The sequence below is a fragment of the Gemmatimonadaceae bacterium genome, assembly GCA_035633115.1.
Taxonomy (GTDB): domain Bacteria; phylum Gemmatimonadota; class Gemmatimonadetes; order Gemmatimonadales; family Gemmatimonadaceae; genus UBA4720.
This window is the reverse complement of the sequence record DASQFN010000114.1, coordinates 158545-173620: the sequence shown is the minus strand read 5'-3', so window position 1 is coordinate 173620 and position 15076 is coordinate 158545. Positions and strand designations below refer to the sequence as shown.

The window sequence follows — 15076 nt, the reverse complement described above, 5'->3', positions numbered from 1 at the left end:
CCTTGCCGGACAGCGGGTTGTGTACGATTCTTCCCTCTCGAATGCGGAAACTCATCATCGTCGCCGCGGCGTTACTCGCGGTGCATATCGCACTGCTGTTTGCCGGCCGCGGCGGCGCTGTGAGCGCGACCAGAGCGGGTGGCGCCGACGTTGGAATCGTGCTCGACGTCGGTGGCCGGGGCGACAAGTCCTTCAACGACGGCGCCTACGCCGGCGCCGACAGCGCCTCGAAAACTATCGGCACCAACATCCGGTTCATCGAGCCGGGTGAAGGCTCCGACCGCGAGGCAGGCCTACGGCTCCTCGCCGCTGAGGGGATGGACCTCGTCATCGGGGTCGGTTTCATCTTCTCCGACGACATCACGATTCTCGCAAAGGAGTATCCCGCCGTTCAATTCGCCTGTGTGGACTACGCGCTGGCTGTGGACAAAGCGGGCAATGTCATTCCTCCTCCTGCCAATCTCGCCGCGCTCAAGTTTCGTGAGGAAGAAGGCTCGTTCCTCGTTGGCGCCCTTGCCGCGCTCGTAGGCAAGTCGAAAAAGGTCGGCTTCGTGGGCGGAATGGACATTCCCCTCATCCACAAGTTTGAGGCGGGGTATCGCGCAGGCGTCAGGCACGTCTGCCCGGATTGCGAGGTCATCGCTCAATACGCCGGAGTCACTCCCGAAGCATTCAAGAACCCCGGTAAAGGCAAGGAGCTCGCGCTGAGCCAGTACCAGTCGGGCGTGAACGTCATCTTCCACGCCTCGGGATCCACCGGGCATGGCGTCTTCGAGGCTGCCCGCGTGACGAACAAGCTCGCCATCGGCGTGGACGCCGACCAGAACGACGAAGCGCCGGGTCATGTCCTTACCTCGATGGTCAAGGGAGTCAACGCGGCCGTCTTCGACGCCATTCAGCGCGTGCAGTCCGGAACCTTCGAGGGCGGCATCTACTCCTTCGGTCTGAAGGAAGGAGGCGTTGGCTACGTCTACGACGATCGCAACAAGCCCCTCATCCCCGACAGCGCGCACACACGTGTGGAGCAGCTGAAGCAGGAGATCATCGCCGGCCGTATCAAGGTTCCGAGCACGAGATGACGGCGAGTCCCGGCAGCGAAGCCGAACAGGCGGAGCGAACGCAACCCGCCATTCGGATGGCGGGGATAGACAAGTTCTTTGGACCCGTACGTGCGAATCGCGGCGCGACTCTCGAAGTCATGCCGGGCGAGATACACGCGCTCGTCGGGGAGAACGGCGCCGGCAAGTCGACATTGATGCGCATCCTCGGTGGCTTGATGAAGCCCGATGCGGGGACGCTCGAGGTGAACGGACGCGACGTCACCGGCTGGTCGACCAACGATGCGATTGCCGCCGGAATCGGTGTCGTGCACCAGCACTTCATGCTCGTGCCAACGCTCACTGTCGCCGAGAATATCGTGCTCGGCGAAGAGCCCGTGAAAAACGGAATGTTCGACTACGCCCGTGCCGTGGCGGAGGTCGAGTCGTTGAGCAGGGAAACGGGGCTCGCCGTCTCTGCTGACCGGAAAGTTTCCGAGCTCTCAGTCGGTGAAGCTCAGCGAGTCGAGATCGTCAAGACGCTTTTTCGCGGCGCCAAGATACTCGTACTCGATGAGCCTACAGCGGTTCTTTCCCCGCCCGAGGTCAAGGAGCTATGGGCGGTGCTCCGGCGGCTTCGTGACGGCGGCGGCACGATCGTTCTCATCACACATCGTCTCGACGAGGTGATGGATCTCTCGGATACGATCACCGTGATGCGAGCGGGCGGGACAATCGCTCGACTTCAGACTTCGGCAACCAGTCCCGCTGAGATCGCCCGGGCGATGGTGGGCCGCGAAGTTTCCCTGATGTCGCGGCAGAATGACGCCCTTACCGTCGCATCACATCCCGAAGCGGCCACGGCTGCCGAAGCTCATGCAACCGCCGGCTACAGCGCCGCTCTCGAAGTGAAGGACCTCGTAGTAATTGGTCCCCGCGAGACGCGCGCTATCGATGGGATCACGTTCGCGGTGCAGCCAGGCGAGATCTTCGGCATTGCCGGCGTGGAAGGAAACGGCCAGACCGAGCTGATCGAAGCGATTGCCGGTCTGCGGAAACCTGAATCCGGCCAGATTCGGATCGCCGGCCATGATGTGACGAAGGCAGATGTCGCCGAGCGACGAACAGCCGGCCTCTCGCACATTCCCGAAGATCGCCATCGCCGCGGCTTGATTCTCGATTACTCCATCGCGGACAATCTTCTGCTTGGACTGCAGGACAAGTTCGCGTCGAAGGGAAGACTCGACGTCGAGCGCATCGAGCAGAACTCCAAGGCTCAGATAGAGTCGTTCGACATTCGCCCTCCGGCGGGCGAGCTCCCTGCTCGGGCGCTGTCAGGCGGAAACCAGCAGAAGGTCGTGATCGCGCGCGAGATGGGTCATGCGTTCACCGTATTGCTCGCGTCACAGCCGACGCGTGGCGTGGACGTGGGTGCAATCGAGTTCATCCATGAGCGATTGCGTCAGGCACGCGCCGAAAACAAGGCAGTTCTCCTCGTATCGGCGGAGCTCAATGAAGTCCTTGCTCTCGCCGACCGCGTTGCGGTGATGTACCGGGGACGCTTCGCGACAGTCGTACCTGCTGCGCAGGCATCGGAGGAAGTCCTCGGCGAATACATGATCGGGACGAGAACCGAATCAGCGGCATGACATCGCGTTTTCGAGAGCAGCTCGAAGAAGCTCTTTTCCCTCCTGTAGTCGCGCTCTTCGTCGCGCTCATCTGCGGCGACATCCTGATCATGAGCTACGGCCAGTCGCCCGCCCACGTCTACGGGCTGCTTCTCGAGGGAACCTGGGGCAACGCTTACGGCTTCGGTCAGGTGATCTACAAGACCACCACGCTGACTTTTACCGGTCTCGCGGTGTCGCTGGGAATCCGTGCTGGCCTGTTCAATGTCGGTGCAGAGAGTCAGCTTGCTGCCGGCGGGTTCCTTGCTGCTATCGCAGGGCTGATTCTGTCGCCCGTGATTCCGGGAGCCATCGCCATACCCCTGTGCATGCTCGCTGCTGCCTTGGGCGGCGGCATCGTCGGAGCCATTCCCGGTTTTCTCCGCGTGAGATTCGGGGCGCACGAAGTGATCGTGACAATCATGCTCAACTTCGTGATCCTCGCGCTTCTCAACTGGATCGTGGCGACTCGCCTGCACGTTCCGGAAACGCTGCACACCCCCGAAATCCATGCCGGATCCATTCCGCGGCTCGACGAGCTCATTTCGGCATTCCACGGCTCGGCCGCGAATCTCACGATAATCGTGGCGATTCTCGCCGCGGTGGTCGTCTCGTTTTTCCTGTTTCGTACGCGCCACGGGTATGAGCTCCGCGCAGTGGGCCTTCAGCCCGACGCGGCTGAATACGGCGGAGTGAATGTCGGCGGCGTGTGGTTCCGCGCGCTCACGCTCTCCGGAGCGATCGCAGGATTGGGTGGAATCAATTACGTCCTCGGCTACAAGCACTACTACGAGGATGGATTCGCGGGCGGCTCCGGGTTCCTTGGCATCGCGGTCGCACTCGTCGGAAGAAACCACCCGCTCGGTGTGATTCTCGCCGCTCTATTCTTTGCGACACTCTCCCAGGGCGGGCTGGCAATCCACGCCGTTGTCCCGAAGCAGATGGTGGAAGTGCTTCAGGGTGTCGTGATTCTCGCCGTCGCGATGTCTGTCCCTGAAGTGCGGCGTGCACTTCAGCAGGCTCGAAAACCAGCGCGCGCATGAACCCGTTCACGTTCCTGACGCAGATGCTTCGCATCGCGATACCGTACCTGTTTGCGGCGAGCGGGGGCGTGATCGCAGAGCGCGCGGGAATAATCAGCCTCGCGCTCGAGGGGTTCATGCTCACCGGTGCGTTCACGGCAACGCTGGGCGCGTACTACACCGGCAGTGTGTGGATTGGAGTGCTGTGCGGGATTCTCGGCGGGCTCGCCATCGGGTTGATCCATGCCGTTGCGACAATTCGCTTCCGAGCCGATCAAGTCGTGGTTGGAATCGCGATAAATCTTCTTGCGATCGGAGTTACGCGCTTCTTTCTCAAATTGGCCTTCGACAGCTCGTCGAATTCTCCTCGCATCAGTGGATTCACGGCGCGTCAAGGCGCTTTTGGGTTCGATAATCCGCTCCTCTGGATGGGCCTGCTCACTGCACCGGTGCTCGCGTTCCTGCTCTACCGCACGCGATTCGGACTCAGGGTGCGCGCGGTAGGCGAACATCCCGAGGCTGCCGAGAGCGTCGGGATCCGTGTGAAGGCCGTCCGGTATGCAGCCGTTGCTCTCTCGGGCATACTGGCAGGTCTCGGCGGTGTTTACCTCGCGCTCGACCAGCATCAGTTCACCGATCAGATGACCGCAGGGCGAGGCTTCATCGCGGTTGCCGCCGTAATCTTCGGGCGTTGGGACCCGGTGCGCGCGGCGCTCGCGTGTCTGCTCTTTGCCGCCGCGGAGACTCTTCAGATCCAGCTTCAGGGAAATCAGATCATCGCGTCGCAGTTCATCGAAATGATCCCCTACCTCCTCACGATCATCGCACTGGCCGGAGTAGTCGGACGGGCAGTGCCTCCTGCGGCGCTGGGCAAAACGGGGCAGTAGCAGTGTTCAAGAAGCTCCTGATCCTCATCATCACGGCATTCGTGGACATGGTGGGGCTCCTGATGATCCTCCCACTGATGCCCTTCTACGCGCGGACGCTGGGTGCGAGCGCGCTGATGGTGACGCTGCTGATCATATCGTTTACGGCCGCTCAGCTCGTGAGCGCGCCGATGTGGGGACGGTTTTCGGACCGTTACGGCCGACGCCCTGCGCTGCTCATCGGACTCGGCGCCGCGGCTGTTGCATATGTCGTGTTTGCGTTCGCGAATTCCCTCTGGCTGCTTCTGCTCTCGCGGGTGGTGCAGGGGGCCGGTGGCGGGACCGTTGGCGTAATTCAGGCTTACGTTGCCGATGCAACCGAGCCCAAGTCGCGCGCGAAAGCACTCGGGTGGCTCTCGGCCGCAACGAATGTGGGAGTCGCGCTCGGCCCGCCGCTTGGTTCGCTCGCGCTCCTTGCGGGCCGTTCGGGTCCCGGGCTCGCGGCCGCAGCGCTTTGCATCATCAACATGGTGTTCGCGTGGAAGTATCTTCGCGAGTCGCGCGAGGTGCACGCGGGAACGCATCTGCAGAAGGCAAAGGGTGCGTCGCGCGCAGCGATTGCGTACGTAGTGACACACGCACGCGAGCCCGGTCCACGTTTGATCTGGATTTACGCAATCGCGATGGGTGCGTTCTCGGGAATGTCGGCGATTCTCGCGTTGTTCCTGATGGACCGCTTCGGCATCACGGAGCGCCGGATCTGGATTTTCTTCACCTACATCGGAACGATTTCGGTAGTTACACGAGCGGGTGTGCTCGGATGGGCGGTAGAGCGGTTTGGCGAAGCGCAGCTTTCCCGAATCGGCCTCGTATTGCTTTCCACGGGTTTGCTCGCCTTTCCCTTTGTGGACAACTACGCACTGCTCGCGCTCGTCATCGCCTGCATTCCCGTTGGAACGGCGTTCACGTTTCCCTGCGTAACGTCGTTGCTCTCGCGGGTAATTCCGGCGACGGAGCGCGGTCTATACATGGGCGTCCAGCAGGCATATGGTGGCATAGCGAGAGTCGTCATACCGCTGTGGGCGGGATTTTCCTACGACCAATTCGGCAAGGACGTACCGTTCATCACTTCCGCGATCCTCGTCCTCGGGACTCTCTTCATCGGCCTGGGCGTCGACGACGGCAGAAAGGTCAGGGCGCCACCGGATGTTGCCGGAGAAGCGGCGGTCTAGATCACCATCCCCGGGTCGCCGATGGCGCACGAACGGTCAGAACACCAAGCGGTGAAGTCGCGAGCGGTGATCCCGGCCCGGAGCGCGGCGAGCGCGCGTTCGATGAATGGGCCCCTTCGCCACTGAGCACGCGCCTATTGTCCCACGCGACCTCCGCGGCGACGCGATGAATCACGATCGAAGACGGCCTTGACATCAAAGGTTCCTTCTGACGTGACAATTCGAAAGCGATCCCTGCGCCCGAGTAGCTTGATCACGTTAACCCGAAACCCGACCCGAGAGAATTCGTACCTCGGAACCTTTTCGAGGGTGAGCCATCGTTCAATTCCTGTTGGTGCTTCGATGCTGTACAACGCCGAAGTTCTTTCGGCGAGGTTCACCCCTCCTTCATTGGCACGCCGCATTCGTGGCGATGAAGTCGTGCGCAGCGCGGAGACCTGTCAGGGCGATGTCGTCAGTAAGCACGTTGTCTAGCACGGTCACTACCTGAAGTCGCAACCTCGCTGACGCTAATACTTTGAGAAAGTCATCGTCCTCTAGGATTACTGCTGACACCGACTTTTCCGCGCGCGTCGGGAGTCGGAGGGGAAGGGCAGGCTCGTCACCGAAGCGCAATGTGACACCTTTCACGCCGCCGCGGCCGCGATATGACACATAAAATGCCCTTTTCGAGAGTTGTGCGAGCCATTCGTCGCTGTAAATGCCGGTGCATGTCGGCGCGTCGGTCATCTTGTCGATTCTCCGCACGACGCTCCACTTGCCGGATCGGAATAGTACAGCCTCATCGTTATCGTTTTTGAGCGAGGTCTGCGTCGAGGGCGGCTTTCGCAATGCGGCGATTAGCGCGGTGAGCGAGTCAACTTGCTTTCGGAGTCGCGCGTTCTCAGTTTTTAAGGCAGCGGCCGGTTGCGCGAATACGGACGAACTCAGGGAGCCTGCCCCTGCCACAAAGAGGACGGCCGTAAGCAGTCTCGAACGTTTCACTGTTCCTCCGTGGTTATGTGCACGGTGTTTGTTTGCCGCGTACCTGCCCAAGTATCCGTATATCTAAACGCCTAAGTTTAGCTGGAAGCACGTTACAACGATTGCGACGAGGCTGCATCCGGAAAGACAAACGGCTTCGGCGGAGGCGCTCATCCATTGCGAAACTTCGGCGCGTCACCCTCGAGGCTTCACCGCACAACGCCAAAGTGGAGCTACGACCAAATCACTACAAGGTGGCAGTGACTGAAGCCGGCAGCCACCATCCGACGGGGGCTCGTCAGTTCCAACATCCACTAGCCGGTCTTGGGCGCGCTACCACGCCTGAGGATCTTCATGTATGACTGGTCGCCGCCCCGCTTGTCCCACGCTCCTTTGATGTGCTCCGTGATCTCTGCGAGGTCCTTTTCGACGGTGGATTGCCACAGGTTGGCACTGTATTCGTACACTCGCATCATGTTGTCTACATCAAAAATGCGTCCCGTCCCGGATGCCTTAACAAGCACCACAGGCTTGTCCTCAGCAATTCGGACTCCCAGCTCGAACAACACATTTGGATTGTGATCCGTTAAGTCTGCAATCACCAAGTCAGCTTCGAGAAGATCGTTAACAATGGTGGACTGAATAACATCGCTTCCCTGCCGAGTCGCGGTTTCTACTACAAATCCGGAAGCCACTCCTGCAGGGGTTAAGAGGCTTCGAAGAACCTCTTTGAAGAAGCCACTGGGGCGCGCATCACCCTTTTCCACGAACGGCATAATGATAAACGCCTTCGGTTTGTTTCTAAGGTCTCCACCCTTCGGAACCCCAACTACGAGGGTGGAAGGCTGCGCTCCGCCTGTGCCCTGATCGACGCCACCGCCAGCAGTGCCGGAGGTGATCCCGAGATCTTGGCAGTTCTCCCGGAACAGTCTGGAGAACTCGTCGTGAAATGCCGGAGCAAGCTTGAAGTCATGTTCAAGCGTATTCCCGAGATACTTCATCTCCGGGAGTTCACTGCCATTGTAGTGCTCAAGCACACGTTTGAAGAGATCAATGCTTAGAAATGCTTCAACCTTCTTCGCGTGTTCGGCCTCTGGGTCAGGAGCGTATACGATCGACCGCCCAAGGTCGGTGAGCGCAATTGTGGCAGAGTCCCGCGTGCCAGTCGTAAGACCAAAATCTCTTGCTGCCGCCGTGATGTAATAGAACTTTGCCGATTTCGCGCCCACCTCGATGGCCGTAGCAATGTTCTCCGGCGACCACGGGTTTCCGCCGTTGAGTTCCTTAATCTTTTGAGCTACAGGCAGCGCCTTCAGCAGAGTCACACTTGGGAAGGGCCTCCGAGAGCCACCTGGAGTGCCAGATCCAATTGTTGGGTTCTTCTTGGCGCGCTTCTTCGCGGCTTTCTTCGCACCCTTTCTCGCCGGTGTCTTCCTCACGGCTTGAGGCGCCCTCTCGGTCTTTTCGGCTTGGTCTTCCATAGGTCCTCTGCACGGCATTCAGTTCGTGAATCCGCCTCACGCCCCTGGCTGGGCTGCATGCGGTTCTAATGAGACAGCGAGCGAAGCGAGCTTCATCGACTAGGATTTTGAGGGTTTCCGTGGCACCTCTCTTCGTGCGCCGCAACGCTTGCCTCCCACCGGCCGGGAAATCGCAACGCGGCGCCAAATAGGCCTCAACCTTGTCCAGTTTGGGAAACATAGTTACCTTGTAGGTAACATTCAAGGCCCGTGACAAGTTACCTGTAGGGGAACGAGTGGAGTTATTCTCCAAAGAAAAAGGCCTGCGAGATGCGCTTAAGAGCGAGGCGGCGTGTCGACGTCACTACGGCACTAACGTGTGCAAGAAAATCAGGCTAAGAATCGAGGCACTGAACGCGGCCGATTCTCTGGCTGATTTTTGGCCGCCCAAATCGGGGCCAGAACGGTGCCATGAGCTGAAAGGCAATAGATCTGGAATTTTTTCTATGGACGTGAAGCAACCGTATCGGCTGCTCTTGAAACCGATTGAAGAACAGGGTCCGGCCGACCGCTCCGATGAAAAGGAGCGCTGGAAAACAATTAGGAGTATAGAGTTGCTTGGGATCGAGGATACCCATGGCTAGCCAACAAAAACCGGTTGAATTGGAAGGCGTTCGGCACCCTGGCGAGCAGGTGCTGGAATACCTGGAGTTCTACGGCTGGTCCCAAAGGGATTTAGCGCGTCGGGCCGGTCTTACACCTAAGACGATCAGTGAAATCTGCAATGGCAAAGCGCCAATAAGCCCGCCGACGGCCCTCGCGTTTGAAAAGGTCCTTGAGAGGCCCGCGCATTTTTGGCTCGGACTCCAGCGGAAGTTTGATGAAGCGGTAGCACGTCGTTACGAGCTCTCCCTTCTTGCAGATTGGGAGGACTGGCAACATCGGTTTCCTCTAAAGGAAATGAAACGCCTGGATTACACGCTGCCGCCCGGCCGTTCAAATACAGACGTGCTCCTGAACTTCTTTGGTGTTTCATCTCCAGAAAGCTGGAACTCTGTTTGGAAAGCTTCTGGAGTTGCGTACCGTCAAACGAGAAGATTCAAAACGAAGGAAGAGTCGGTTGCAGCATGGGTGCGGGAGGCGGAGCTGATCGCGAGAGAATTCGATTTTGTAGAATTCGACGAACGGCGACTGCGTTCATCGTTGCCAGAGTTACGAAAGCTCACTAGAAACAGAGTTGCTGCGACCATTGATCCGGTACAAGAGCTTTGTTCAGCCGCGGGCGTCGCCGTTGTTTGGGTACCGGAACTGCCGAATACGGGAATAAGCGGATGCACACGATGGGTCTCGGATACGAGAGTTCTTGTTGCCCTAACACTTCGCTATAAGACGGATGACCAAATGTGGTTCACCCTGTTTCATGAGTTAGGACACGTCCTACTACATAAGAACAAACGCTCATTTGTGATTGATAATGCAGCCGAGGATCTCACCGACCGCATCGTGGATCCTGAAATGCAGCAGTATGAGGCGGAGGCAAATCGCTTCGCAGCAGATACACTTATTCCGGCACGAGCCCTATCTGAGTTCATACGTGGTGAAACATTCACCAATGAATCCATTCATGAATTCGCGGAAAGCGAAGGTATTGGGCCGGGTATCGTTGTTGGCCGCCTGCAACATGATGGCGTCTTGGAGCCGCATCAGGGGAACACACTGAAGCAGAAACTTGCTTGGAAATCAACAGGAGAGGATTGAGAACCATGATCGGCAAGATTTTTATCACTAGCTCCGGATACGATCCTGAACGTGGCAGGCACGTACACGACCCGTACCTTGGTCCTGTTCCAACTCTTGGCGCATGCCGCCCCGACATTCGTAAGCTGCTCAGGAGCGGAGATCACATCTTCGTGATCTCTGGCAAGGTGTATGGAATCGACCAATTCGTGATGGCCGGATTTGAGATCGCGTCCAAAATCAATGCACGTGAGGCGTACGAGCAATTCCCTAAACAGCGCCTTCGGAAACGGGAAGACGGCCAGCTCACCGGGAATATCATCATCGACGCAGATGGCGCGCAGCACGAGCTCGACAATCACAACTCTTTCGAGGAGCGAATAAGGGACTATGTCGTTGGCCGGAATCTTATTGCACTTCGAACGCCCGATGAAATCGCGCTAGGGCGAAAGCAGACGTTAGAAGTTCTGCGCGACGTTCTCCATAAGAAGGGCGCCTCACCGATAGAAGTAGTCGGCAGGTGGGGTAGCCGACTAACGGAAGACCAGATTGGTCAACTCAGACAATGGCTTTCGGCCATCGCCAATCGTCCAGGCTGATTACCGCATTTAGCGTGTAAACAGGCTCACAACCAGAAGAATACCAATGCGATCGAACACACCTAATCAAAGCAAACGCTCGCGCGCCAAGTCCCAGCCGCGGTTTGTGTCCGCGCAGACTACAACGTGTGACATTGTTGCTGTCGCCAAGCGGAGAGACGGCGGGACCCGTTATTGGTGCATGCGACACAAAGCCGACGCCACGGCGAAGTACGGTCAACGTTCCGATTCATGCCGCGCTGCTCACCGGGAGCCGGACAAGTCGATCCTCGAGATAGATATTGACTTGTACGAAGGTGGAATCGCACTGTGGGGTGCAGTGCCTCCAGTTTACGATACGACGCGGCGACCTCTGGAGAAGGGTATACACGTCCACGCAAGACGGACGGCGAATGGCGAAAAGGAGATAGACGATACCTTTTCGGCTGTCCGAATTGTCGGAACTGGCATGCCAGCCGGCGGCGTGGAGATGAGAGCTATCGACGCCATTTACTACTTGGTTAGCTCAATCTTCGGATTTGAGATGACGCAGGTGCTCTGTGCACATTGTGGCGAACCACATCTCGATCGTGACTGGTTCAGTGTTCACCCGCACAGCCGCCATTTATGCGAGTCATGTGGCAAGACGTTCAAGGTCGCGATAAAGGGAGTTGGCAATCCGATCTGCGGGCTGCGCGAAACCTTCGGTATGAAACCCGATTCGCCCCGTAGCGCCAACAGATCGCTCAACATTCGCCAACGCGACTTCCGAGGAGGGATTCAAATCTGGGGTTCGAGTCCCGCACTTATTTGGACCGGGCCTTCAGCCGAGGAGGAAGGCATTCACGTGCACGCATTTCGGAACGACGAAGATGAGGAGGAAATAGATGAGACTTTTTCTGAAGTCATCATCGATGGCGTCAAGATCGATCCTTCAATGGTCCGCATCCTTATGGCCCAAAACACCCTTCCGTATTTAAGCGGGCGCGTTAGGGCAATCCAGTGTCGGTATTGCAACGAGAGAGTTTTCAGCACTGGAGAACTCGCTTTCACGCCTGTGATGGAGCACAAGTGCAAAGGGTGCGGTCGGAGCGTGAAGGCCTCAGGCGGCAGACTGCGCAAGACAATAGGAAACGCGCTTCCCGAGATCCTAGCCCGGGTAGCGCAACATGCTGTGCGATCGCCACAGTCAATCGCGATTGATTTGTTCTCAGAAATGCCCTGAGCTATGATGATCGAACAGCAAATATTTGATCAGGAATAGGCGATGTCTAATCGGTCGCATCTGATGCCTCAAGCGTTACAACAATGTCGTTACCCTGGAGAGCCGTAGCCAGCGGCGCAATCATCGTACGTCAACTTGAAGCGGCTCAAATTGCCTGGCAACTTGTCCAGCATGAAAGAATTATCCCGGTAGAAGTCGAAGAATTCGCGGTGATTTTGATAGCATGCGTCGGGCACGATCACGCGCGTCAAACGCTACCTCGATTCTGTGGTTCCTACGTCGAACCATTTCGGCCACGATTTCGTTTTCACGGGCTGCAAGGTGCTTTGGAGCGCAGAGCTCGCTAAGATAGTGATTGAACACTCTGCAATACATGATTTCAGCACCTTCCAAGATGTATTCCCACTCTTGATAGGGCTTGCTTTCATTCGCCGCTTCTAACGCCTTGCGAATGTCGAATGTGGTAAGAAGCTCGCGGTAGAACGCCTCCATGGCGTCGCGCAAATCGCTATTCCAAACGTCCAGCGTGGGACCGACAATACCCCAGACTGGACTAGGCTCCATCGGAAGTAGTAGCCGGCTTAGCCCCCACCCCTGCACACTGCTATCACAACGAGGAGGTTGAACCCACACTTTTCATTCAAGGCTGTCAGTCGTGGCCTCAATTCTTCCCAAGCAACATGCTCGCCGTCAGCTAAGAGAATTCCGTCTTGTCGCCGTGAGCCTCAGCGAGTGTTAGCCGACCTGGGTATCGTACTCGCATGTGTTCCGATCCAGACCAACAAGATGCCATCATCGACGTCGACACCGAGCGCACGATAGTGGAGGCCGACGCGCACCGACCAGAACCGGCCGACCCGCTTTACATGCAACGATGGGTGCCGAGGGTCAGCCTTGAGCAAGCCAAGGTTCTTGTCGGCGAGTCCGCGGACCGCCGCTGGTAAGGAGTCGTAGCACCGCCAAAATCGTGGCGACGCATGATACTTCAAAGTGGCCGTGAACGTCCTGCACGATGCGCATCGACCTCGTCGGCGACGAATGCGTCCAAGGCACCCGATTCAGCGTCAGCTTCAAGTTGCTGATCCCACGCCTCGGCATCAAAGCCTGCAAACCACCGCCGGAATTCCGAGAGCTCGTCAGGATCAAGAGCCGTAACCTCGTGCTCGAGTTTCTCGATCTTTGTCATGCCTTCAGTATATTGAACGGTTGTTGGCGCGGCTAACCACAATTAGGCTGAGGGTACGAGATTGCGCGCCAGCTCAGTCAGGGTATATTTGGTATAACTATACCCACTCGCATGGACTATAAGCAGCTGCACATCAAGCTTGAAACGGACTTGCATCGGCGGATCAAGATCGCCGCCGCCGTTCATGAGCGCACTATTCAAGACTACGTCGTTGATGTACTTCAGGCCGCACTCCCGTCGGCGCACGCGCCAGCCACGCAGACAGCCCCCCGTTCGAAGAGAAGGAGTGTCCGTGTTTAGTACAAACTCTGTCGTCCGTGGTGACGCGCGCGAGGTGCTGAAGTCGTTCCCCGACAACTCCGTCGACTGTGTTGTCACCAGCCCACCCTATTATCTCCAGAGAGACTACGGAGGGCCAAGCCAGATTGGTTGTGAATCATCTCCCGAAGAGTACGTCGGTGCATTGGTCAGTGTTTTCGAAGAGTGCCGTCGCATTCTCAAGACCAACGGCACGTTCTGGCTCAATCTCGGGGACAAATATTTCGACGGACAGTTGCTCGGAATGCCTTGGCGGGTTGCTCTCGCACTCCAATCCTCGGGATGGCTCCTGCGTTCCGACATCATTTGGCACAAGGCCAATGCCATGCCATCCTCCGTACGAACCAGACCAACCACCGATCACGAGTACGTCTTCTTTTTTTCGAGAGCCAAAGACTATTTCTACGACGCAGACGCCGTCCGCGAGCCGCACATTACGTTTTCACCCGAAACCAAAATGCGGGGAGGACGAGGGCACTTTGGCAAGCGCGGTGGAACACCCGAAGCGGGCAAGAATGGGGGGAACTCGAATTTGCACAACGCGCGGTGGGATCAAGCCTTTCATCCAAATGGTAGAAACCGCCGTACCGTTTGGAGAATACCGCTGTCGAAATTCCCGGACGCGCATTTTGCGGTTTTTCCAGAAGACCTCGTGGAGGTTTGTCTGAAGGCCGGTTGCCCCAAGAACGGGATAGTGTTGGACCCATTCCTTGGTAGCGGAACTACGGCCGTTGTAGCTCAACGGCTCAGCCGCAATTACGTAGGAATCGACTCCAATGAAGACTATTGTCGAATGTCCGAACAACGTCTTGCCAGCCAATTGACCCTCGCGGTGGAGGGTTAGAGCAGGGCTGAGAAATACGGCAGCAAGAGAGTCAGTTGGCTGACGAGTTGTGGTTCGATTGCCGCAATTTGGTTGGGATTCGCTTGGATGTAGATATGCTTCTCGCAGCGTAGGCTTGAGAGGTCGCCTCCCCACGATTCTGCGATAACGATCGGAACGCAACGATAGCCGTTGTCCTCAGCGACGGTGATGGACTTATGAATGTCGCGCGTGAAAAGAAGAGCGTGTCCACCTCCCATCGTTTCGCGAGTCTTAACCGGCATCAGAATACTCCCCTGCGGGCCGGAAATCCGAACGTCATAGGTTTCATCATGAATCCGAATCTCGCCGTCGCTAATTGAGAGCGCGATGCCATGCGCCTCGAAGAGTGCGCGGAGATTCCGTCGGATGATTTCTTCGAAAAGAGTTCCCTTTAGCGCTCTCCGGCTTCCCTCCAGACGCGCGAGCATTACTTCAGAAATTGCCGGCCAATCCCAGCTATCAGGATTGGGGAAGAGCGGCTCTACAAACTTGCGGATCTGGTTCAGAAGATAGGCCTTTCGCGACGTCAGCGACTTCCCGGGAAGCCCGCTGAGCAGTGGCCCTAAGCGCTGGGCAGGAGCGTCCCGAAGCATCCAAGCAAGGAAGTACCACCTTGCCTTGGGGTCTGAATAGGGCCTGAGCAAGCCGTCAAAGAGCTTGGCCTTTCCAGCTGAGTTCAGGTACTTCGCGATTATTGCTTCCGCACGTGTATCTGATGACTCACGAACGAACGCGTGGACATCAGGGTAGCCTTCGGCCTTCACGAATCCCACGAACTCGCGATAGAATGCCTCGTTCTCCCGTACAATTGCGACCAGTTCTTGGAGCCGGAGATTCTCTCGAATGTATGCCATTCAGCAAAGGTTTGTGTCAGCCTAACTACAGACTAGGTCGCCTGAATATCCTGCGGCGCATCACGA

At 57.6% G+C, this 15076-nt stretch carries 15 protein-coding genes; 10 read left to right on the top strand and 5 right to left on the bottom strand.

Annotation, left to right across the window (positions count from 1 at the left end; all coding sequences use genetic code 11):
- Positions 1–41 precede the first annotated feature (41 nt).
- From VES88_17385 to VES88_17365, 5 genes are read left to right on the top strand one after another with little or no spacing between them, the layout of a single operon-like run.
- The gene (locus tag VES88_17385; GenBank protein ID HYN83255.1) at positions 42–1079 is read left to right on the top strand and encodes a BMP family ABC transporter substrate-binding protein; all 1038 of its coding nucleotides are present in this window, start codon (positions 42–44) and stop codon (positions 1077–1079) included.
- Positions 1076–2686 carry an ABC transporter ATP-binding protein gene (locus VES88_17380; protein ID HYN83254.1) on the top strand — a complete coding sequence of 537 codons (1611 nt, stop codon included), beginning with the start codon at positions 1076–1078 and terminating at the stop codon, positions 2684–2686. Before VES88_17385 ends, VES88_17380 begins: the two co-directional genes overlap by 4 nt.
- Positions 2683–3747 (top strand): ABC transporter permease, encoded by a 1065-nt coding sequence (locus VES88_17375; GenBank protein ID HYN83253.1) that lies wholly within the window; start codon positions 2683–2685, stop codon positions 3745–3747. Before VES88_17380 ends, VES88_17375 begins: the two co-directional genes overlap by 4 nt.
- On the top strand, positions 3744–4613 hold the full coding sequence (locus tag VES88_17370) for an ABC transporter permease (GenBank protein ID HYN83252.1): 870 nt from the start codon (positions 3744–3746) through the stop codon (positions 4611–4613). Before VES88_17375 ends, VES88_17370 begins: the two co-directional genes overlap by 4 nt.
- 2 nt (positions 4614–4615) lie before the next feature.
- Positions 4616–5824, top strand: a complete 1209-nt coding sequence (locus tag VES88_17365) for an MFS transporter (protein ID HYN83251.1) — start codon at positions 4616–4618, stop codon at positions 5822–5824.
- A gap of 387 nt (positions 5825–6211) precedes the next feature.
- Here the strand turns inward: VES88_17365 and VES88_17360 are convergent, their stop codons facing one another.
- Together VES88_17360 and VES88_17355 are read right to left on the bottom strand one after the other, a co-directional pair.
- Positions 6212–6553 carry a hypothetical protein gene (locus VES88_17360; protein HYN83250.1) on the bottom strand — a complete coding sequence of 114 codons (342 nt, stop codon included), beginning with the start codon at positions 6551–6553 and terminating at the stop codon, positions 6212–6214.
- A gap of 548 nt (positions 6554–7101) precedes the next feature.
- Complete coding sequence (locus VES88_17355) at positions 7102–8268, bottom strand: hypothetical protein (protein ID HYN83249.1); 1167 nt, start codon at positions 8266–8268, stop codon at positions 7102–7104.
- Positions 8269–8543: 275 nt separating this feature from the next.
- Here VES88_17355 and VES88_17350 point away from each other — a divergent pair, with 275 nt between their 5' ends.
- From VES88_17350 to VES88_17335, 4 genes are all read left to right on the top strand, one after another.
- Positions 8544–8891, top strand: coding sequence for a type II toxin-antitoxin system RelE/ParE family toxin (locus VES88_17350; protein HYN83248.1), 348 nt, complete (start codon positions 8544–8546; stop codon positions 8889–8891).
- The gene (locus VES88_17345) at positions 8884–10005 is read left to right on the top strand and encodes a HigA family addiction module antitoxin (GenBank protein ID HYN83247.1); all 1122 of its coding nucleotides are present in this window, start codon (positions 8884–8886) and stop codon (positions 10003–10005) included. The genes VES88_17350 and VES88_17345 overlap by 8 nt, the downstream gene beginning before the upstream one ends.
- Positions 10006–10010: 5 nt before the next feature.
- Positions 10011–10583 carry a hypothetical protein gene (locus tag VES88_17340; GenBank protein HYN83246.1) on the top strand — a complete coding sequence of 191 codons (573 nt, stop codon included), beginning with the start codon at positions 10011–10013 and terminating at the stop codon, positions 10581–10583.
- Between the two features lie 448 nt (positions 10584–11031).
- Positions 11032–11787, top strand: coding sequence for a hypothetical protein (locus VES88_17335; GenBank protein ID HYN83245.1), 756 nt, complete (start codon positions 11032–11034; stop codon positions 11785–11787).
- A gap of 180 nt (positions 11788–11967) precedes the next feature.
- On the opposite strand, the gene VES88_17330 is transcribed toward VES88_17335, so the two are convergent.
- Together VES88_17330 and VES88_17325 are read right to left on the bottom strand one after the other, a co-directional pair.
- Positions 11968–12351: a hypothetical protein gene (locus tag VES88_17330; protein HYN83244.1), complete on the bottom strand. Its 384-nt coding sequence runs from the start codon at positions 12349–12351 to the stop codon at positions 11968–11970.
- 421 nt (positions 12352–12772) lie between these two features.
- On the bottom strand, positions 12773–12973 hold the full coding sequence (locus VES88_17325; GenBank protein HYN83243.1) for a hypothetical protein: 201 nt from the start codon (positions 12971–12973) through the stop codon (positions 12773–12775).
- 292 nt (positions 12974–13265) lie between these two features.
- Between VES88_17325 and VES88_17320 the strand changes: the two genes are divergently transcribed.
- The gene (locus VES88_17320) at positions 13266–14135 is read left to right on the top strand and encodes a site-specific DNA-methyltransferase (protein ID HYN83242.1); all 870 of its coding nucleotides are present in this window, start codon (positions 13266–13268) and stop codon (positions 14133–14135) included.
- On the opposite strand, the gene VES88_17315 is transcribed toward VES88_17320, so the two are convergent.
- A complete protein-coding gene (locus VES88_17315; protein ID HYN83241.1) occupies positions 14132–14920 on the bottom strand; it encodes a hypothetical protein in 789 nt (262 codons plus the stop codon). The two genes, VES88_17320 and VES88_17315, sit on opposite strands and share 4 nt — an antisense overlap.
- Between the last annotated feature and the right edge of the window lie 156 nt (positions 14921–15076).